The organism is Ferrovibrio sp., assembly GCF_002796975.1.
Lineage (GTDB): Bacteria > Pseudomonadota > Alphaproteobacteria > Ferrovibrionales > Ferrovibrionaceae > Ferrovibrio.
Genome location: NZ_PEKV01000004.1, coordinates 169,466 through 187,897 on the forward strand (window position 1 = coordinate 169,466; position 18,432 = coordinate 187,897).

The following is an 18,432-nucleotide window of genomic DNA, read 5'->3' on the forward strand; positions in this document are numbered from 1 at the left end:
CCATGGCGTTGCCATGTTGAATCTGAACACCACCCTGCTGATGGTGACCGTCACCATCTCGCTGCAGGGCCTCATCTGGATCCTGGTCTGGCTGACGCAGCGACATCTGTTCGAGCTGCGCTTCATCGCGGCTGGCTTCCTCAGCGTTGCCGGCGGCATGCTGATTCAGGGCGCGCGCGACATCATGCCCCTGCCGCCCGCCGTCACCATCATCACGCTGAATTACCTGATCCATTGCGGCGCCGCCCTCGTCGCCCATGGTCTGGCGCGCTTCCTCAACCAGCGCGGCAATCCGCCCCTGATCATCGGCACGGTGATTTTCATCGTGGCCTTCTGGCCGGTCGCGCTGGCACTGGCCCCGGAAAACGTCGCCATCCGCATCCTGGCCAGCAACGGCATCACCACCGTCCTGCTTTTCTTCATGTGCTGGACACTGCTGCAGGACCGCATCCAGCCGCGCCTGCTGCGCTGGACCATGATCGGCGTCCTGCTCAGCGATGTCGTCGCGCTTTCGCTCCGCAGCTTCATCGCCATCAACTATATGGACGACCAGGTCGCGCTGGTGCATCCGGGACAGCAGGCCTGGTATTTCTTCTACTTCAACATTTTCATGACCGGGCTGTTCCTGCTGCTGCTGCTCATGGTGGGTGTGCGGCTGTCCCGCGACCTGCGGCAGAAGAACGACGATCTGTCGCGCGAGGTGACCCAGCGTCGCGAATTGCAGAACCAGCTGTCGTCCAGCCTGGACACTGCCAAGGCTCTGCATGAAGAGCAGAAGCAGCTGCTGCGCATGGTGACGCATGAATTCCGCACGCCGCTGGCCGTGGTGGACCGGGCCGCCGAGATGATCGACGTGGTACTGGATCGGCCGCCCGAGACGGTCAGCCGCCGGCTCGACAGCATCCGCGACGCGGTGCGCCGGCTGGTGCAGCTGATCGACCGCTTCCTCGATGTCGAGCGCCGCGACCTCAACGTGCTGCAGACCGAGCGTATCGACATCGCCAGCCTGCTGGACCGCGTGCGCAAGCATTTCGCCGGACTCGAACTCGACCTGCGGCTGCGCTTCACCGTGCAGCCGAACCTGTCCTTCTACTGGGGCGACCCGGAAATGCTGTGCACCGTCCTGATCAACCTGATCGACAATGCGCTGAAATACACCACCGACGGCAGCCCGGTGGATATCGCCGCCCGCGCTGAGGACAACGCCATCGTCATCACCGTCACCGACCGCGGCATCGGCATCCCGGAAGCTGAAGCCGCGCTGATCGGCCGCCGCTTCTTCCGTGCCTCCAATACCACCCCGGCCACCGGCACCGGCATCGGGCTCTACAACACCCGCCGCCTGCTGGAGTATCATAACGGCATTCTCAGCCTGCGGGCCGGGCGCGGCAGCGGCACCGTCGCCACCATCCGCCTGCCGCTGCCGGGCGTGGTGCCGGATGTGAGTATGGAGGTCGCGTGAACCACCGGATTCTGGTTGTCGAGGACGAGCCGTCGCTGCGCAGCGACCTGGTTGAATACCTGGCGATGCGCGGCTTCGCGGTCGACGGCGTCGGTTCCGCGCGCGAGCTGCGGGCTGCTTTCGATACGGCACCGCCGGCCATCCTGATCCTCGATATCGGCCTGCCCGACGGCAACGGCTTCGAGCTGGCGAAGGAAATCCGCGCCAAATCCGACTGCGGCATCATCATGCTGACCGCGCTGGGCGAGGCCGACGACCGCATCCGCGGTTTCGAGAGCGGCGCCGATATCTATCTGGTGAAGCATTCGTCGCTGCGCGAGATCGAGGCGACCGTGCAAAGCCTGATGCGCCGGCTGCAGGATCCGCAGACCCGCACGGTGGGCCAGGAGCCCGATACCTGGCTGCTGAACCGTTCGACCTGGAATCTGGTCGCGCCGAACCGCACCGAGGTGAAACTGACGGCGACGGAACTCGCCTTCATCGGTGCGCTGCTGGAAAAGGGCGGCCAGCCCTGCTCGCGCGAGGAACTGGCCACGCTGCTGGCACGACCGCAGACCAGCTGGGACAACCGCCATCTCGATGCGGTGGTCAACCGCCTGCGCCGCAAGATCAAGGACTATGCGCAGATCGAGGCGCCGATCCGGATGATCTACGGTCGCGGCTATGCCTTCAGTGCACCGGCAAGGATTGAAGCGTAATGGCCGACGTCGTCAGCCTCAACAAAGCGCGCAAGGTGCTGCAGCGCAAGGCCGCCAGGGAACAGGCCGCCGAAAACCGCGTCCGCTTCGGCCAGACCAAGGGCGAGCGCGAGAAGCAGCAGAAAGACGCCGAGCGGATTGCCCGGGAGTTTGACGGCAAGAAGCGCGAGGACTAGTCGCTCGCCTGGTTCTCTTCGAGCAACCGTCTTGCCAGCGCCACGGTGACGGCGCGGTTCTCGGCCAGCGCGGCGGCGTCCAGCACCGCCACCCATTCGCGCGCCGCGCGACAGGAACGTTCGATGCGGGCGGCCAGATACTTCACGACGTCCTCGCTCACCTGAAGCTGGCGATCGGCAAACAGTTTCACCAGAACGGCCGAGAGCAGCGTGTCGTCGGGTTCGGCGATGCGTTCGGCCGGCATGGCCTTCAGCCGCGACATCAGGTCGGGCAAAGTGTAACTCCAATGCGCCGGCGCGGCCGAACCCGTCAGCAGCAAAGCATGGCGGCGTTCGCGCATCAGATTGACCAGATGGAACAGCGCGACCGGGTCGGCGGTGCGATCTGCGTCATCGACGGCCAGCGGCTGCTGCGCCAGCTGATCGACGGCCGCAGAAGACAGATCGGCCGGGCCGATCAGGCGGGCGGCGTGGTTTGCCGTCCAGATCCGCGCCAGATGCGTCTTGCCGCTGCCCGGCGGTCCGTAGAGCGCGAGCGCGGGCTGCGCTTCACCTTCGGCGGCGGCGAGCGCTGCAGCATTGCCCGGCACTTCGAGGAAATCCTCGCGCGCCCATGAGGTCGGCAAAGCGAGGCCGAGGCTCAGCTGATTCCGCACCATCGAAAATTACTCGGTCTTTTTCGGCGGGGCGCCGGGGCGGTAGAGATAGCTGTGGCGATAGCGCTCCAGCGCAAACCGCGCCAGCACGCCGATCACGGCAAACAGCGGCACCGAAATGAGGATACCGACAAAGCCGAACAGGCTGCCGCCGGCCAGCAGCGCGAACATGATCCAGACCGGATGCAGGCCGACGCGGTCGCCGATCAGCACCGGATGCAGCACATTGCCTTCGATCATCTGGCCGAGCACGAACACGCCGGCGACGACGGCGATCCAGACCGGCTCATTCCAGAACTGCGCAATCGCCACGCCGATGCCGACGACGAAGCCCAGGGTCGTGCCCACGTAAGGAATGAACGAGATCATGCCGGCGGTGACGCCGATGAACAGGCCGAACTGCAGCCCGCACAGCGTAAGCCCGAGGCCGTAGAAAGCGGCGAGGAACAGGCAGACCAGCATCTGGCCGCGCACGAAACCGGCCAGCACCCTGTCGATCTCGCGCGCCTGCTCGCGGATCGTCTCGGCATGATCGAGCGGCAGGTAGTCGTCGATACGCGTCACCATCTGGTCCCAGTCGCGCAGCAGGTAGAAGCCGACCACCGGCGTGATCACCAGCAGCGACAGCACGTTGAAGATCGCCTGACCGCCGCCGAGCAGGCCGGTCAGCACGCCGCCCACCACCTTCATCACCTGCTCGCCATTGCCCACCAGCGCAGTCTTCGGATCGATCGCCACGAGATCGATGCCGAAGCGTCCGGCCCAGACTTCCAGCGAGGGCCAGATCCGCTCGTTGAAGAAGGCGATGTAGTTCGGCAGGTGATCCATGAATTTGGCGAACTGGTCCGACACCAGCGGCACCAGCAGCACCACGATCAGGATGGCGGTGACGAAGAACAGCAGGATGATCAGCAGCGTGGAGATCCAGCGCCGCACCCCGCGCCGCTCCATCCAGTCGGCGGCCGGATCGAGGAAATAGGCGATCGCCATGCCGGCGACAAACGGCAGCAGCATGTCACGCAGCAGCACCAGCAGCGCGACCGTCACTGTAATGATCGCCACCCAGGCGATCATCTGCTGGCGGCGGGTCACGGCTGGCGGCTCCGCATTTCCCAGAAGCCGTCGCGCTGCTGCAGCACGACATTGCGCTGGGCCAGCGCGATGCTGAGCTGGCCGGGTTCGCCGTAATAGTCGAGCAGGATCTGCGCATCGCGATGCGACACCTGCAGCACATCCACCTTGCGCACGATCGGCACGCCGGCGAGCGCCGCGCGCAGCCTGGTCCATTCCGCCAGGCCGTTGAAGGCGGCGGCGACGCTGAGCTGGCCCTGCTTCTCCAGGTCGATCACCGAGGCGTATTTCCAGCGCGTCTCGATGCGGCGGCCGATCTCGATGGCGGCCGACAGCAGCGTCTCTTCCTGCGTGCCGCCGGTGGCGGTGAAGGCTTCCGTCGTGCCGAGGAATGCCGCCTGGCCCTGATGCTGGATCTGGATCTCGACCCGCGTATTGCCCACTTCGGCGCTTTGCAATGTCGCCACCACCAGCAGTGCGTCGTCGAAACCGCCCTGCCGCATCAGGTTGCGCAACTCGTCGGGATTGCCGAACAGGCGTTCCAGCGACGGACCGCCGTTTGGCATGGGCGGCGCGACGCTGAGCGGCACAAGGCCGCCCTCGGTATCCGGCCGGCGCAGCCAGGCCTCGCGCCAGGGATTGTCGGCTTCCCAGATACGCGCGCCCTCGTTGGACTGCCAGACCGGCACCAGCAGCACCGGGCGGCTCGTCGTCTCCGAATACGGCAGCCGGTTGTCCTGCAGCAGGCGGCGGATCGCATCGGCGCGGAACTGCACGCTGATCTTGCCGATGTAACGCGTCGCAGACGTGCGTTCCTCATCGATGCCGAAACCGGCCACCACTTCGTTGAGCAATGCCTCAGACGGACGGGGAAGCCGTCCATGGTCATCGGGCAGCGTCAGGCGGCGCAGCAGGGTCGAAAAGGCGCGGCGCTGGCCATCGGCGACCGCGATCGGCCGGGCGGCGGCGGCGCTGTCGGCGCTGGCATCGACGCTGACCCCGGACACGCCGAAGGGGTTGGCAGGGCGGGCGGATGGAGTCGCCAGAGACTGGTTTTGCGCATGCGCATGCCCCCCCGCCCCGAAAGCCAGGAAAGTGGCAAAAACCGCAGCAGAACAGGCCCTTAGCGGGCGACGGAGAAGCATTGCAAACACAGGGGGAATAAGTATGTTGCCACCATTAGCAGACGCCATTCAGTCTACCCGCCGTGGAGGCCATCATCAACACGTCGCCGCTTTATAAGGCCGCCGGTGTCGATATCGACGCTGGCGAGGCCCTGGTCGATGCGATCAAGCCGCTCGCCGCTTCCACCCGCCGCAAGGGCGCCGATGCCAGCCTCGGCGGTTTCGGCGCGCTGTTCGACCTCAAGGCTGCCGGCTTCTCCGATCCGATCCTGGTCTCGTCGACCGACGGCGTCGGCACCAAGCTGAAGATCGCCATCGAGACCGGCCGGCATGACGGCGTGGGCGTCGATCTCGTCGCGATGGTGGTGAACGACATTCTGGTGCAGGGCGCCGAACCGCTGTTCTTCCTCGACTACTATGCCACCGGCAAACTCGAAGTCGAGGTCGCCCGCCGCGTGGTGGCCGGTATCGCCGAAGGCTGCCGCCAGGCCGGCTGTGCGCTGACCGGCGGCGAGACCGCCGAGATGCCCGGCATGTATGCCGCGAAGGATTACGACCTTGCCGGTTTCGCCGTGGGTGCGGCCGAACGCGGCCGGCTGCTGCCGCGCGATGTGAAGCCGGGCGACGTGCTGCTCGGGCTGGCCTCGTCTGGCGTGCATTCCAACGGCTTTTCGCTGGTGCGCAAGGTGATTGCCGATAACGACCTCTCTTTCGAGTCCCCCGCCCCCTTCGACACGACGAAGCCGCTGGCGGAAATTCTCATGGTGCCAACGCGCATCTATGTGAAAAGTTGCATGCCGCTGGTGCGCGAGGGCCTGATCAAGGCGATGGCGCATATCACCGGCGGCGGCCTGGTCGACAACATTCCGCGCGTGCTGCCCGACGGCACCGATGCGATCATCGACGCGGGCGGGTGGCAACTGCCGCCGATTTTCAAATGGCTGAAGAGCGCCGGGAAGATCGACGATGCCGAGATGGCGCGCGCCTTCAATTGCGGCATCGGGCTCGTCGTGGTGGCGGCGAAGGAAAAGGCCGACACCGTGATCGCCAAGCTGAAGACGGCTGGTGAAACAGTGTCGCGCCTTGGCGTCATCGAAGCGCAGCAGGACAGCACGGCCGAGCCGATGGTCAGCATGCGCAACTGCGACACGGCCTGGAACTGATCTCACTATGACTGCGGTGAAGCGTGCGGTGGCTGTGCTGATCTCGGGGCGCGGCACCAACCTGCGCGCCCTGATCGAGTCCACGCTGGCTGCCGATCATCCCGCCCGCATCGCGCTGGTGCTAAGCAATAAGGCGGAAGCCGAAGGCCTGGAGATCGCGAAAGCCGCCGGCATCGAAACCGCCTTGATCGAAAGCCGCGGCAAGGAACGCGCGGTGTTCGATGCCGAGATGGATGCGCTGCTCAAGGCGAAGGGTATCGAGTATATCTGCCTCGCCGGCTTCATGCGGCTGCTGACCACGGAGTTCGTGCAGGCCTGGTATGGCCGCATGATCAACATCCATCCCTCGCTGCTGCCGGCGTTTCGCGGCACCGATGTGCACGCCCGCGTGATCGAAAGCGGCGCGCGCTTCAGCGGCTGCACCGTGCATTTCGTCAGCCCCGAAGTGGATGCCGGGCCGATTATCCTGCAGGCCGCCGTGCCGGTGCCGCAGGATGCGACGGCCGAGAGCCTCGCGGCAGCCGTGCTGGAACAGGAGCATGCGCTCTATCCGCAGGCGCTCAGGCTGCTGACCGAGGGGCGGCTGGTGATCGAGGGGCAAAGGGTAAGAGTTAAGAACTGACGCGTGGCGTCAGGTGCGGCGGCGATCATGCTGCCGCAGGCACGGCGCCGATTGCGCCACCTCCCTAATCGTCACCCTCGGGCTTGACCCGAGGGTCCATTGCCGTTTGGCTCTAGACACAATCCATTAGCCACGCCAGCATGTTAAACATGAAGTGGCTCGACATCCTGCTCGCAGGAGTTTCCATCCTCTTTGGGCTGGCCCTAGGGATTATGGCGGCACACGCGGGCGGCTTAGTGCATCTGAACGATGCAGCAGTTCAGACATTGCTTACTACTATTGCCACTGTCCTAGGAGCTGCACTCGGCGCAGCCATAGCAGTTGATGGCGCCCTCAAGGCAGCTCAAAGGCAGGTCAATCTTCAGCGCCAGCATGACCTTGATGATCGTAAGAACGAGCAAAATGCGCGATTGACTTCCATTTTCGTACAGTTTTTACCCGTCTATAATTCTATGTATCGGTTTACCAATACAGTCGTCACCGAAGACACCGCGGAGCACTCTTGGTCTTCTATGGTCGAGCTATCGGCTCAGATAGAGGCAACGCTAGATTTGACTAATCTTCTCCAACCAGGAGATTCCGCATTTCCTCTATGGCCCAATTGCCATTATCAATTGCGCAGCACTCATCGAGTGATTTCTTCGCTTCCGCAATCTATTCCCGTTTCGTCTATCCCAGAGTTCATTCATGCACGACATGCTTCAGTGCGAGAAACCGCACTAGCACTTCGCACTATGCTTCAGCTAGTTTCCTCGCAATTAGGAATGTCGGCGGATCAATTTAACCAAATTGTCCCGGCGGTTAAGACGCGAGACATCGCCCCTACTCCGGTGAATTAATCAACGATTATGTCACGCCGCCTTCAGCACGAAGTCGACGTGGATCGCGTCATAGGGGAAGACGTATTTCGTCTCGGCGCGGTCGATGACGCCGGCTTTCGCCAGTGCCTGCAGATCGGTATGCACGCCTTTCACATCGCGCTTCACCAGCCGGGCGATTTCGCGCACGCCTAGCGCACCTGCGCCGGTCATCGCCTTCAGGATCGCCCAGCGTTTCGGCGTGAGGATTTTCCACATCAGTTCATGGGTAGGAAAGGTGATATACGCGCCGCGCGCCTTGCCTTTGAAAGCAGCGGCCATGCGACGCTTCACCGCATCGAGAGGCGCGACATCAATGATCACCGTCTTCATTCCCGCCTCCACCCAGCGACATCGGTCCAGAAATCGACCATCATCTGATCCATATCGACAAAAGCATACGGCATTTCCTTGCGGCCAATATGCCGGTGATCGCCCTTGCCGACCTCATTGTCATACCGGATCACGCAAACCTCATTCTCGACATAAGCAAGACTGTATTTGAAATGATGCGCCGATCCGGCCAGAGGGCGCGGCACCTGCCAGATCACGAGTTCCGCGAGGCTGGTGTCATCAAGCTGCGCACGCTGCCGGAAGATCAGTTCAGCCTTCATGTTGTTCTCTAATACAACACGAAGGCTTACCGTTGTCAAAAATTACAACAGTGCCGGCGCCAACTGCATGGGTTGCCATGCGCTGAACCATCCCGACTTTCATGTGCGCCTCCCCTCGGCCACCCCTGAAGGCGAAAGCTTGACTTTGCGACCGCTACATTGTACCCTTTATGTTCTCATTCTCAAGCCGCATTTTTTTCAGCGCACGGCGACCTGGACATCGTGAATACGGATGTGTTCATACGCCCGCCCCAGGGCGCGGCGCAGGATTAGTTTGCCGTCTGGACAACAAGAACCAGAACGAACACCCGCTAAGCAGTACGAACCGGTACGAAGCGCCACGAACACGCGCGAACACAAACGAGCATCAAACGAAGCGCTACGAACACCAACGAAGCGAAACGAAGCGGAATGAAGCATCGCGAAACAGGTGCCGGCCAGGGGGCGGATAAGGCTGCGACAAGCCAGAATAAGGATGGAATAAGAGTCAAATAAGCAAAAATAAGCCAGAATAAGCATCGAATAAGCCGGTCTAAGGTGTTCGCTGGCCGATATAAGATATTGATATCTCGGGATTCTGGCTTGTACCTGCCCCGCCGGGGTGGTTTTGGCGGCTTATCCCAACGGTTCGCGGTGCGGCGCCGGCAGATGGATCCTCGGGTCAAGCCCGAGGATGACGAACTTTGGGGGGCGAGATGAGTGGGGTCGCGACGACAGTCCCCGCTCCCACGCGTCACCCTCCAACGAAAAAGGCCCGGCATTGCTGCCGGGCCTCGTTCAGTCCGCCGGAGCGGAAAGGATGTCTTTAGCCGACGATCTCGGTGCCGGCGAAGAAGTAGGCGATCTCGACGGCGGCGGTTTCAGCGGCGTCCGAACCGTGCACCGAGTTGGCTTCGATGCTCTCGGCGAAGTCCTTGCGGATGGTGCCGGCCGCGGCATTCGCCGGGTTGGTCGCGCCCATAACGTCGCGGTACTTGGCAATGGCGCCCTCGCCTTCCAGCACCTGCACGACGACCGGGCCCGAGATCATGAACGAGACCAGGTCGTTGAAGAACGGACGGGCGCTGTGCACGCCGTAGAAGCTCTCGGCCTGAGCCTTGCTCATGTGGATACGCTTCTGCGCCACGATCCGCAGGCCGGCGGCCTCGATCTTGGCGTTGATCGCGCCGGTCAGGTTGCGGCGGGTCGCGTCGGGCTTGATGATCGAGAAAGTGCGTTCGAGCGCCATGATGAGAAGTCCCCTAAATCCTGTGCAGTGTGTATTGGCTAAAAATCGGTGGCGGGTATATAGAGGCTCCGCCGATAGGCTGCAACCGTTGCCGTCCGGCCAAATCCCGCAAAACCGACCCAGACCCCAGACTTAAGTAGTTAAAAATGCTTGCCTTTCGCGACCTGACCTACCGCATTGCCGGCCGTGTGCTGCTCGATCATGTCTCGGCCGTGATTCCGGCCGGGCACAAGGTCGGCCTGGTCGGGCGCAACGGCACCGGCAAATCGACGCTGTTCAAGATCATCACCGGCGAGCTGCAGACCGAAACCGGCAGCGTCGAACTGCCCAACGACTGCAGGATCGCCAAGCTGCCGCAGGAACCTCCCGGCGGCGAGCAGTCGCCCATCGCCTATGTGCTGGCCGCTGATACCGAGCGCGAGGCGCTGCTGATCGAGGCCGACGAGCTGGAGAATTCCTCCAGCATGGAAGATGCCGAGCGCATCGCCGCCGTGCATATGCGGCTGGCCGAGATCGACGCGCATACCGCGCCGGCGCGCGCGGCCGTGATTCTCGCCGGCCTCGGCTTCGACGAAGACATGCAGAACCGTCCGCTGGAATCATTCTCGGGTGGCTGGCGCATGCGCGCGGCACTGGCCGGCTGTCTGTTCGCCCAGCCGGATCTCCTGCTGCTGGATGAACCGACCAACCATCTCGACCTTGAAGCCTCGCTCTGGCTCGAAAGCTACCTGAAGACCTATCCGCGCACCTTCCTGCTGATCAGCCATGACCGGCATTTCCTGAACAGCGCGATCGAACACATCCTGCACATCGACAACTGCAAACTCGTTCTCTATCGCGGCAACTACGACACCTTCGAGACCGAGCGCCGCCTGCGCATGGAGCAGCAGACGGCATTCGCGACGCGCCAGGCCGAGCAGCGCAAGCATATGGAAGCCTTCGTCGCGCGTTTCCGCGCTTCGGCGTCTAAGGCGCGCCAGGCGCAGAGCCGCATCAAGATGCTGGCCAAGATGCAGCCGATCGTCGCTGCCATCGAAGATCCCACCGTGATCTTCCGCCTGCCAGATCCGGAAGAACTGCCGCCGCCGCTGATCGTGCTGGATCACCTCACGGCGGGCTACACAACTGATAAGCCGGTGCTGCGCAACCTCGATCTGCGCATCGACATGGAAGACCGCATCGCCATGCTGGGCGCCAACGGCAACGGCAAGTCGACGCTGGCCAAGATCCTCGCCGGCACACTCAAGCCGCAGGGCGGCAAGCTGCAGAAGAGCGGTAAGCTGCGCATCGGCTATTTCGCGCAGGACCAGGACGACGTGCTGGACGAGAACCGCACGCCGGTCGAGCATATGCAGGACCTGCTGAAAACCGCGACCATCGAACAGCTGCGTACCAAGCTGGGCAGCTTCGGCCTGGTGCGCGACAAGGCGCAGACCGCGGCCGGCAAACTGTCAGGCGGCGAACGCGCGCGGCTGCTGTTTGCCATGGTGACGCATCACGCGCCGCATCTGCTGATCCTCGACGAACCGACCAACCATCTCGACATGGACACGCGCGACGCGCTGGTCCAAGCGGTGAACGAGTTCAAGGGTGCCGTCATTCTGGTCAGCCATGATCGCCATATGGCCGAGGCCTGCGCGGATCGCTTCTGGCTGGTCGGCGACGGCACGGTGAAGGATTTCGACGGCGATCTCGACGATTACGCCAAACTGCTGGCTGATCGCCGCCGCGCCGCGCAGACCGCGCTGAAATCCGGCGGCAAGGTCGTGGATACATCCGCCAACGATCGCAAGGCCGATCGCAAGGCAGCCGCCGCCGCGCGTCAGGCGCTGGCACCGTTGCGCATCGCCGTGCAGACCGCCGAAAAGGCGATGGCGAAACTCAATGCCGAGAAGATGCGGCTGGATGCGACGCTGGCCGATCCCGACACCTACACCAAGATGAGTGCCGCCAAGCAGGCCGAACTGCAGAAGCAGCACGGCGAGCTGGTGAAAAAGCTGGAAGTTGCGGAAGAAGCCTGGCTCGACGCGCAGGCGAAGCTGGAAGACGCGCAGGCTGAGGCGGCGTAGCCACCCTCACCCTCCCACCGCTTCGCGGCGGGGCCCTCCCTCTCCCGCTTGCGGGAGAGGGTTGGGGTGAGGGTCTTACTTACCCTTCGGCCTTCTTGACCCACCCGCCGGTGTCTTCGCTCTGCTGCCAGTAGGTCAGTTTGTGGCCGGCATCTTTCGCGCGCTTCCATCTTTCGCGCGCTGCCTGCACCGCCTCGTCGTCATTGCCGTCGAACAGGTCGCAGACACGAGCATAGGCCGCGAAATCCGCGGCATCGGCGCCGTCGACCAGAAACAGCACATCGGCTTCATTCGGCCGCTCGTCCTCGATGGTGAGATAGATCGGCTGCCTGTCGGTGAAACCGTCGGTTTTCAGGCCATGCGGCAGGAAGCTATTGCGGCCATAGGTCCACAGCTCGCCGTTGATCTGCTGCAGGCGTTCTTCCGAGCCGCCCTTGACCACCGCTTTCCAGCCGCGCTGCAGCGTCTTTTCCAAAAGCTCCGGCAGCACCTGTTCCAGGCGCCGCCGGGTCAGATGATAAAACAGCATTTCAGACATGGAGGCACCTCCCCTCACTTGTCATGCCCGGGCTTGACCCGGGCATCCCATTAAATGGGACCCTCGGGTCAAGCCCGAGGGTGACAAAGGGAGGCATGGATCACCGATCCTCGTAATGGTCGGCGACGAGGCGGTTGAGCAGGCGGACACCGAAGCCGGTGGCGCCCTTCGGCACCGTCGGCTTGTCCTTCTTGCTCCAGGCCACGCCGGCGATATCCAGATGCGCCCAGGGTGTCTTGTCGATCACAAAGCGTTGCAGGAACTGCGCCGCGGTGATCGAGCCGGCACCGAAACCAGGCCCGGCGATATTCTGCATGTCGGCGATCGGCGACTTCAGGCCTTCATCGTAGGCGTCTGACAGCGGCATGCGCCACAGCAGTTCGTCTTCCGACTTGCCGGCGGCAGCCAGCTGCTCCGACAGGCGGTCGTTGTTCGAGAACAGACCGGCATGCTCATGGCCCAGCGAGATGATGATCGCACCGGTCAGCGTGGCGAGGTCGACCATGAACTGCGGCTTGAAACGCTGCTGTGTGTACCACATGGCGTCACACAGGATCAGGCGACCTTCGGCATCGGTGTTCAGCACCTCAATGGTCTGGCCCGACATCGACGTGACCACGTCGCCCGGGCGCTGCGCGGTGCCCGACGGCATGTTCTCCACCAGCGCCACGACGCCGACGGCATTCACCTTGGCCTTGCGGCCGGCTAGCGCCGCCATGGTGCCGACCACGGCGCCGGCGCCGGCCATATCCCATTTCATCTCTTCCATGCCGCCGGCCGGCTTGATCGAAATACCGCCGGTGTCGAAGCAGACGCCCTTGCCGACGAAGCTGACCGGCTTGGTGCCCTTCTTGCCGCCATTCCACTGCATGACGACCAGCTTGGATTCGCGCTCCGAGCCCTGGCCGACGCCGAGCAGCGCGCCCATGCCGAGCTTCTTCATCTCGCGCTCGCCCAGCACCTCGACCTTGATGCCGAGTTTGGTCAGCTTGCGGCATTCGGCCGCCATGCTTTCCGGATAGATGATATTGGCCGGCTCGGTGACCAGGTTGCGGGTGATTTCCACGCCAGCGGCCAGCTTGTCGAGCGGGGCATGCAGCTTTTTCGCTGCCGGTGCCGCCTGGGTCAGCACGCTGACCGATTTCAGGGTCGGCTTCTCGCGATCCTTCATCCTGGTGCGATACTTGTCGAAGCGGTAGCCGCCGAGCCGGGCGCCAAGGGCGGCGCGCGCCGCAGCCTCGGCGGCCGGCAGCATGGTGCCCTTCAGCACTTCGGCAGCGATCGCCAAGTCGGACTCGCCCGCAGTCGCCAGACGCTTTACGGCATCGGCGCCCACCGTCTCATAGGCGGTCGCCTTCACCTCGGTGGTCTTGCCCAGACCGACCAGCAGGACGCGGCCAAGACCGTTACCTGGCACCAGCACTTCGAGCCACTGCCCCTTGCCGCCGGAAAACCGCACCGCGGCAGCCATGGCTTTGCCCAGCGCGCCGCCGCAGGCCTTGTCGACCTGCTGGCCGAACGGACCGAGCTGGCGGCCTTCGCCCACCACCAGGACGAGGCTGCCGCGTTTCGGGGTTTTGCTGTCGACGATCTCGATTTTCATGATGCTCCAATCCGGGCGGAAATGCGTGAAGGACCGGCCAAGGACTATAGCGGCCCGGACCTTGGCCGATCAATCGGCACGGACCCGGCGAATCGCCGAATCTGCCTTGTGAACCAAGTCGTTCTTTTCGAGCCGGGGCTGTGGCGGCAGGGGGCGGAATCGCTATACTGCGCGCCATGCGCGGGGTCGTCCTTTACATCATGCGCCAGATCGCCTGGCCGCTCGGTTTTGCCACCCTCACCCTCACCGGGGTGATCTGGCTGACGCAGTCGCTCCGCTTCATCGACCGCATCGTCAACAACAACCTCGCCTTCGACGATTTCCTCTACCTGACTGTACTGGTCCTGCCCAGCATCGTTGCCATCATCCTGCCGGTCGCCGGCTTCTGCGCCGCGCTCTATGCTTTCCACCGGCTGTCCAGCGATTCCGAGATGGTGGTGCTGTCGGCCGCCGGTTTCAGCCGCCTCTCGCTGGCTCGTCCGGCGCTCTACATCTCTGCCGGCGTCATGGTCGCAATGTATGTAATCATGCTCTACCTGATGCCGCTCGGCTCGCGCACGCTGCGCGCCACGCAATACGAGTTCCGCAACGACCTGGCCGGCATGGCGCTGCTGGAAGGCGTGTTCAACACGCCCTCGAGCAACCTGACCGTCTACATCCGCGAGCGCGACAGCAACGGCGATATGCTGGGCGTGCTGGTGCATGACAACCGAAATCCCGCCAGTCCGGTAACCATGCTGGCCGAACGTGCCACGCTGGTGCGCACGCCGCAGGGTCCGCGACTCTATATGGTGAACGGCAACCGCCAGCAGGTCGACGCCGAGCACAAGTCGCTCTCGCTGCTGTATTTCGACAACTACAGTCTAGATCTCGACAGTTATGCCAACAAGGAAGGCCAGGGCTGGCGTGAACCATCCGAGCGCTTCCTGCACGAGCTGTTCAATCCCGACATGAGCAATCCCGACGACGTGAACCAGTATGGCAAGCTGATCGTCGAAGGGCACCGCCGGCTCGCCACGCCGCTTTATGCGCCGGCACTGATCCTGATTGCGATTGCCAGTGTGATCGGCGGCGAATTCAACCGCCGCGGCCACGGCCAGCGCCTGATCCTCGGCTCCACCATCGCCATCCTGGTGCAGGTTCTCAGCCTCAGTGTCACCCAGCTCTCGGTTAAAACCCTGGCGCTGGTGCCGCTGATGTATCTGGTTCCCGTCATGACGATTGCAGCGGCCATCTACGCGCTGCGTGAACCGGTGCGCCGGCTGCGGACCGCCTGATGCGCCAGTCGCTGACGCTTTCACTCTATTTCGGCCGCCACTTCTTTGCGGCGATCCTTACCGTTCTGATCGTGCTCGCCGTGCTGGCCTTCAGCTTCGACACCGTCGAACTCCTGCGCCGGGCCAGCGGCCGGGCCGATGCCTCGCTTGGTCTGGTGCTTGAGATGTCGATCCTCAAGCTGCCTTCCCTGATGACCAAGCTGTTCCCCTTCGCCGTGCTGTTCGGCGGCATGCTGGCGCTCAGCCGCCTGACTCGCTCGCAGGAACTGACCGTGAGCCGTGCGGCCGGCGTTTCGGTCTGGCAATTCCTCTTCCCTGGCATTGCGCTTTCGCTGCTGCTCGGGGTTTTCCTGGTCACGGTCTACAACCCGCTCAGCGCCGCCATGCTGGCACGCTACGAAAATATCGATGCCAAGGTGATGCGCGGCCGTACCAGCATGCTGGCGGTGTCGTCTGGCGGCTTGTGGCTGCGTGAGGCCGATGCCAATGGCCAGGTCGTGGTGCATGCGCTACGCGTGGCGCAGCAGGGCGTCGAACTGCGCGATGCGATCCTGTTCTACTATGAAGGCCGCGACACATTCGTAAAAAGAATCGATGCCGCCGTGGCCATGCTCGAACCCGGCCAGTGGCAGCTGCAGAATGCCGTCGTCAGCTATCCCGACCGCGCTGCAGAACGCCACGAGCATCTGACGGTCCCGACCACGCTGACCTTCGACCGCATCCAGGAAAGCTTCGCCTCGCCGGCAACAATCTCCTTCTGGGAGTTGCCGTCCTTTATCGGCACCCTGGAAAATGCCGGCTTCTCGGCCATGCGGCATCGGCTGCATTTCTATACCCTCCTTGCCTCGCCGATCCTGCTCTGCGCCATGCTGCTGATCGCTGCCAGCTTCAGCCTGCGCCTGACGCGGCGCGGCGGCATCGGTGCCATGCTGGCCGGAGGTGTCGCCGCTGGCTTCCTGCTGTATTTCACGGTCGAACTGATGCAGCCCTTCGGACTCAACGGCACTTTGCCCGTGCCGCTGGCCGCCTGGGCGCCCACAGTCGTCTTCGTGATGCTGGGTATTTCGCTGCTGTTCCATCTGGAGGACGGATGAGCGCACGAAAGGGGGGACTGCTGCAGGCGGCGATCGTAGCATTGCTGCTGACTTATGCCGCACAGAGCCAGGCCCAGATTCAGCCGCAACCGCAACCTCCCGCAGGCGGCGCTTCAACCGCCACCGGTTCGAATGCGCCTGTGCTGGTGACGGCCGACCAGTTGAACTACGACCAGAATCTCGGCCTCATCAAAGCCGAGGGCAAGGTCGAGTTGTCGCAGGGCGGTCGCACGCTGCTGGCCGATATGGTCAGCTACAGCGAGCGCGACGACAAGGTGACTGCGAGCGGCAATGTCTCGCTGCTGGAAGAAAACGGCACCGTGTTCTTTGCCGACTATCTGGAGCTGACCGACGGGATGCGGAACGGTTTCATCCGCGACATCTCCTTCCTGCTCAGCGATATGTCGCGCGGCGCCGCCGTCCGGGCCGAGCGTCGCGACGGTAACCGCACTATCATGAAGAAGGCGGTCTACACCACTTGCGCGCTATGCGAGAGCGACCCGACGCGGGCCCCGCTGTGGCAGGTCAAGGGCCGTGAAGTCGAGCACAACGAAGCCGAACAGGAAATCAAATATCGCGATGCGGTCTTCGAACTGTTCGGTATTCCTGTCCTGTACTCGCCGTATTTCAGTCATCCAGATCCAACTGTGAACCGGCGCAGCGGCTTCCTGCCGCCGCGCTATACCAGCAGCGCATTCTTCCAGAGCGCTGTGCAGATGCCGTATTTCTTCGCCATCGACAACACCAGCGATCTGACTCTGCTGCCGCAATATTCGACGCGGCAGGGCCCATTCCTTGGCGCGGATTATCGCCAGCGTTTTGCCACAGGGGAAATCCAGGTCGACGGCAGCGCTGCAGATGAAAACACCTCCGGCGAGATGCGCGGTCATATCCGGGCCAATGCCGCGTTCCGCGCGACCGACGACGTGACCTATGGCGCAAATATCCTGCGCTCAACGGACGACACCTACCTGAACCGTTATTCGATCCAGGACCGCCCAAACACCAATACTCTGGTCAGCCGCGTTTACGGTGAAGCAATCAATAACCGTCATTTTGCCAGCGTGAATGCCTTCGCCTTCCAGAACACGCTGGAGCGTGTGCGCAACGGCACCGTGCCGATTGCAGTCCCGGTGATGGACTATTCCGCCATCTTCGAGCCGGGCGACTACGGCGGCCGCTGGGGACTGGATGCCAACATGGTGTCGCTGTCGCGCAGCGAAGGCCCCGACATGCGTCGCCTGACATCAACAGTGTCCTGGTCGCAGCCTTACTACGCTCCGAGCGGCGAGGTCTTCACTGCCACCGCCATGGTGCGTGCCGATGGCTACTGGTCCGACAATGTCAGCCAGAGCCTGGTACCGGGTTCGACCGATGGCGCGAACCTGACCGGCCGCGTGCTGCCGGCGGTGGCGCTGGACTGGCGTTACCCGATGGTGCGCGATGCCGGCAGGATGCGGCAGTTGATCGAACCGATCGTCATGGGCGTCATCAGCCCTTATGGCGGCAATCGCAGCGATATCCCGAACGAAGATTCGGTCAGCTTCGAATTCGACGAAACCAATCTCTTCTCGCTCAGCCGTTTCCCCGGCTACGACCGCTGGGATGGCGGGCCGAAGCTGAACTACGGCATACGTATGGCCGCCTATGGCGAAACTGGCGGCCATGTCGAATTCCTGGCCGGCCAGTCGTTGCGCGCGAAATCCGACGACACCTTCACTGAAGCCTCGGGCCTGCGCGACCAGTTCTCCGATTATGTCGGCCGTCTGACCGTTTCTCCAGGCCGCTACGTCCAACTGGTCGACCGCGTCCGCCTTGCCCAGAACGGCAACCTGGATGTGCGCCGCCATGAACTTGGCACCACCCTTGGCTCCTCCATCAACAATGTTACCATTTCCTACGCGGATCTCGTGAACACCGACTATTTGCGCCAGAATGAGCGCCAGGAAGCCGTTTCCGCGACCGTCCGCATGCAGTTGACCAAGTACTGGGCCACGGAAATCCGCCACACCCGCGACCTGAGGGAAGACGGCTCTTTGCTGAATTTCCTCGGCTTGCGCTATACTGACGAATGTTTCGACATCATTCTGTTCGCTGAGCGAACCTTCACGGTCAATCGCGATATCCAGCCGGATACCGTAATTGGCGTCCGCTTCAGGATCGCATCGTTCAACTGAGCC

The 18,432-nt window shown here is 63.1% G+C and carries 19 protein-coding genes; 10 read left to right on the forward strand and 9 right to left on the reverse strand.

Annotated features, from left to right (window positions below; all coding sequences use genetic code 11):
* Positions 1-13: 13 nt before the first annotated feature.
* From CTR53_RS03460 to CTR53_RS03470, 3 genes are read left to right on the forward strand one after another with little or no spacing between them, the layout of a single operon-like run.
* The gene (locus CTR53_RS03460) at positions 14-1,462 is read left to right on the forward strand and encodes a HAMP domain-containing sensor histidine kinase (RefSeq protein ID WP_290809403.1); all 1,449 of its coding nucleotides are present in this window, start codon (positions 14-16) and stop codon (positions 1,460-1,462) included.
* Complete coding sequence (locus CTR53_RS03465) at positions 1,459-2,160, forward strand: response regulator transcription factor (protein WP_290809404.1); 702 nt, start codon at positions 1,459-1,461, stop codon at positions 2,158-2,160. The genes CTR53_RS03460 and CTR53_RS03465 overlap by 4 nt, the downstream gene beginning before the upstream one ends.
* Positions 2,160-2,336 carry a DUF4169 family protein gene (locus CTR53_RS03470; RefSeq protein WP_290809405.1) on the forward strand — a complete coding sequence of 59 codons (177 nt, stop codon included), beginning with the start codon at positions 2,160-2,162 and terminating at the stop codon, positions 2,334-2,336. Before CTR53_RS03465 ends, CTR53_RS03470 begins: the two co-directional genes overlap by 1 nt.
* Here CTR53_RS03470 and CTR53_RS03475 read toward each other — a convergent pair.
* The 3 genes from CTR53_RS03475 to CTR53_RS03485 are packed head-to-tail and all read right to left on the reverse strand — an operon-like array spanning position 2,333 to position 5,070.
* Entirely contained in the window at positions 2,333-2,995 is a 663-nt protein-coding gene (locus CTR53_RS03475) for a DnaA/Hda family protein (RefSeq protein ID WP_290809406.1), read from the reverse strand. The genes CTR53_RS03470 and CTR53_RS03475 overlap by 4 nt on opposite strands.
* Positions 2,996-3,001: 6 nt before the next feature.
* Positions 3,002-4,084: an AI-2E family transporter gene (locus tag CTR53_RS03480; RefSeq protein ID WP_290809407.1), complete on the reverse strand. Its 1,083-nt coding sequence runs from the start codon at positions 4,082-4,084 to the stop codon at positions 3,002-3,004.
* Positions 4,081-5,070, reverse strand: a complete 990-nt coding sequence (locus CTR53_RS03485; RefSeq protein ID WP_290809408.1) for a DUF2066 domain-containing protein — start codon at positions 5,068-5,070, stop codon at positions 4,081-4,083. Before CTR53_RS03485 ends, CTR53_RS03480 begins: the two co-directional genes overlap by 4 nt.
* 200 nt (positions 5,071-5,270) lie before the next feature.
* Here CTR53_RS03485 and purM point away from each other — a divergent pair, with 200 nt between their 5' ends.
* The 3 genes from purM to CTR53_RS03500 all read left to right on the forward strand — a co-directional run bounded on the left by purM (position 5,271) and on the right by CTR53_RS03500 (position 7,811).
* Positions 5,271-6,350 carry a phosphoribosylformylglycinamidine cyclo-ligase gene (gene purM, locus CTR53_RS03490; protein WP_290809409.1) on the forward strand — a complete coding sequence of 360 codons (1,080 nt, stop codon included), beginning with the start codon at positions 5,271-5,273 and terminating at the stop codon, positions 6,348-6,350.
* A 7-nt stretch (positions 6,351-6,357) separates the two neighbouring features.
* Positions 6,358-6,972 carry a phosphoribosylglycinamide formyltransferase gene (gene purN / locus CTR53_RS03495; RefSeq protein WP_290809410.1) on the forward strand — a complete coding sequence of 205 codons (615 nt, stop codon included), beginning with the start codon at positions 6,358-6,360 and terminating at the stop codon, positions 6,970-6,972.
* 149 nt (positions 6,973-7,121) lie between these two features.
* Complete coding sequence (locus CTR53_RS03500) at positions 7,122-7,811, forward strand: hypothetical protein (RefSeq protein WP_290809411.1); 690 nt, start codon at positions 7,122-7,124, stop codon at positions 7,809-7,811.
* Positions 7,812-7,823: 12 nt separating this feature from the next.
* Here the strand turns inward: CTR53_RS03500 and CTR53_RS03505 are convergent, their stop codons facing one another.
* The 4 genes from CTR53_RS03505 to ndk form a co-directional block, all read right to left on the reverse strand.
* Positions 7,824-8,162: a transcriptional regulator gene (locus tag CTR53_RS03505; RefSeq protein WP_290809412.1), complete on the reverse strand. Its 339-nt coding sequence runs from the start codon at positions 8,160-8,162 to the stop codon at positions 7,824-7,826.
* A complete protein-coding gene (locus tag CTR53_RS03510) occupies positions 8,159-8,443 on the reverse strand; it encodes a DUF6516 family protein (protein WP_290809413.1) in 285 nt (94 codons plus the stop codon). The genes CTR53_RS03505 and CTR53_RS03510 overlap by 4 nt, the downstream gene beginning before the upstream one ends.
* Positions 8,444-8,641: 198 nt before the next feature.
* Positions 8,642-8,962 (reverse strand): hypothetical protein, encoded by a 321-nt coding sequence (locus CTR53_RS03515; RefSeq protein WP_290809414.1) that lies wholly within the window; start codon positions 8,960-8,962, stop codon positions 8,642-8,644.
* A 286-nt stretch (positions 8,963-9,248) separates the two neighbouring features.
* Positions 9,249-9,671, reverse strand: coding sequence for a nucleoside-diphosphate kinase (ndk, locus tag CTR53_RS03520; protein WP_290809415.1), 423 nt, complete (start codon positions 9,669-9,671; stop codon positions 9,249-9,251).
* A 146-nt stretch (positions 9,672-9,817) separates the two neighbouring features.
* On the opposite strand from ndk, the gene CTR53_RS03525 reads away from it, so the two are divergent.
* Positions 9,818-11,740 (forward strand): ABC-F family ATP-binding cassette domain-containing protein, encoded by a 1,923-nt coding sequence (locus CTR53_RS03525; RefSeq protein WP_290809416.1) that lies wholly within the window; start codon positions 9,818-9,820, stop codon positions 11,738-11,740.
* A gap of 79 nt (positions 11,741-11,819) precedes the next feature.
* Here CTR53_RS03525 and CTR53_RS03530 read toward each other — a convergent pair whose 3' ends face one another.
* A complete protein-coding gene (locus CTR53_RS03530) occupies positions 11,820-12,278 on the reverse strand; it encodes a DNA polymerase III subunit chi (protein WP_290809417.1) in 459 nt (152 codons plus the stop codon).
* A gap of 100 nt (positions 12,279-12,378) precedes the next feature.
* Complete coding sequence (locus tag CTR53_RS03535; protein WP_290809418.1) at positions 12,379-13,881, reverse strand: leucyl aminopeptidase; 1,503 nt, start codon at positions 13,879-13,881, stop codon at positions 12,379-12,381.
* A 176-nt stretch (positions 13,882-14,057) separates the two neighbouring features.
* On the opposite strand from CTR53_RS03535, the gene lptF reads away from it, so the two are divergent.
* From lptF to CTR53_RS03550, 3 genes are read left to right on the forward strand one after another with little or no spacing between them, the layout of a single operon-like run.
* Positions 14,058-15,158 carry an LPS export ABC transporter permease LptF gene (lptF, locus tag CTR53_RS03540; protein ID WP_290809419.1) on the forward strand — a complete coding sequence of 367 codons (1,101 nt, stop codon included), beginning with the start codon at positions 14,058-14,060 and terminating at the stop codon, positions 15,156-15,158.
* Positions 15,158-16,252, forward strand: a complete 1,095-nt coding sequence (gene lptG, locus CTR53_RS03545; RefSeq protein ID WP_290809420.1) for an LPS export ABC transporter permease LptG — start codon at positions 15,158-15,160, stop codon at positions 16,250-16,252. The genes lptF and lptG overlap by 1 nt, the downstream gene beginning before the upstream one ends.
* Positions 16,249-18,429, forward strand: coding sequence for an LPS assembly protein LptD (locus CTR53_RS03550; protein ID WP_290809421.1), 2,181 nt, complete (start codon positions 16,249-16,251; stop codon positions 18,427-18,429). Before lptG ends, CTR53_RS03550 begins: the two co-directional genes overlap by 4 nt.
* Positions 18,430-18,432: the final 3 nt, after the last annotated feature.

Excerpts from the sequence above, each read along its gene's own strand:
- CTR53_RS03500 (WP_290809411.1), top strand. The coding sequence starts at position 7,122 with ATGAAGTGGCTCGACATCCTGCTCGCAGGAGTTTCCATCCTCTTTGGG.
- CTR53_RS03460 (WP_290809403.1), top strand. The coding sequence starts at position 14 with ATGTTGAATCTGAACACCACCCTGCTGATGGTGACCGTCACCATCTCG.
- CTR53_RS03525 (WP_290809416.1), top strand. The coding sequence starts at position 9,818 with ATGCTTGCCTTTCGCGACCTGACCTACCGCATTGCCGGCCGTGTGCTG.
- ndk (WP_290809415.1), bottom strand. The coding sequence starts at position 9,671 with ATGGCGCTCGAACGCACTTTCTCGATCATCAAGCCCGACGCGACCCGC.
- CTR53_RS03505 (WP_290809412.1), bottom strand. The coding sequence starts at position 8,162 with ATGAAGACGGTGATCATTGATGTCGCGCCTCTCGATGCGGTGAAGCGT.
- lptG (WP_290809420.1), top strand. The coding sequence starts at position 15,158 with ATGCGCCAGTCGCTGACGCTTTCACTCTATTTCGGCCGCCACTTCTTT.
- CTR53_RS03470 (WP_290809405.1), top strand. The coding sequence starts at position 2,160 with ATGGCCGACGTCGTCAGCCTCAACAAAGCGCGCAAGGTGCTGCAGCGC.
- CTR53_RS03510 (WP_290809413.1), bottom strand. The coding sequence starts at position 8,443 with ATGAAGGCTGAACTGATCTTCCGGCAGCGTGCGCAGCTTGATGACACC.
- CTR53_RS03550 (WP_290809421.1), top strand. The coding sequence starts at position 16,249 with ATGAGCGCACGAAAGGGGGGACTGCTGCAGGCGGCGATCGTAGCATTG.
- CTR53_RS03475 (WP_290809406.1), bottom strand. The coding sequence starts at position 2,995 with ATGGTGCGGAATCAGCTGAGCCTCGGCCTCGCTTTGCCGACCTCATGG.
- purN (WP_290809410.1), top strand. The coding sequence starts at position 6,358 with ATGACTGCGGTGAAGCGTGCGGTGGCTGTGCTGATCTCGGGGCGCGGC.
- CTR53_RS03530 (WP_290809417.1), bottom strand. The coding sequence starts at position 12,278 with ATGTCTGAAATGCTGTTTTATCATCTGACCCGGCGGCGCCTGGAACAG.
- CTR53_RS03515 (WP_290809414.1), bottom strand. The coding sequence starts at position 8,962 with ATGCTTATTCTGGCTTATTTTTGCTTATTTGACTCTTATTCCATCCTT.
- CTR53_RS03535 (WP_290809418.1), bottom strand. The coding sequence starts at position 13,881 with ATGAAAATCGAGATCGTCGACAGCAAAACCCCGAAACGCGGCAGCCTC.
- lptF (WP_290809419.1), top strand. The coding sequence starts at position 14,058 with ATGCGCGGGGTCGTCCTTTACATCATGCGCCAGATCGCCTGGCCGCTC.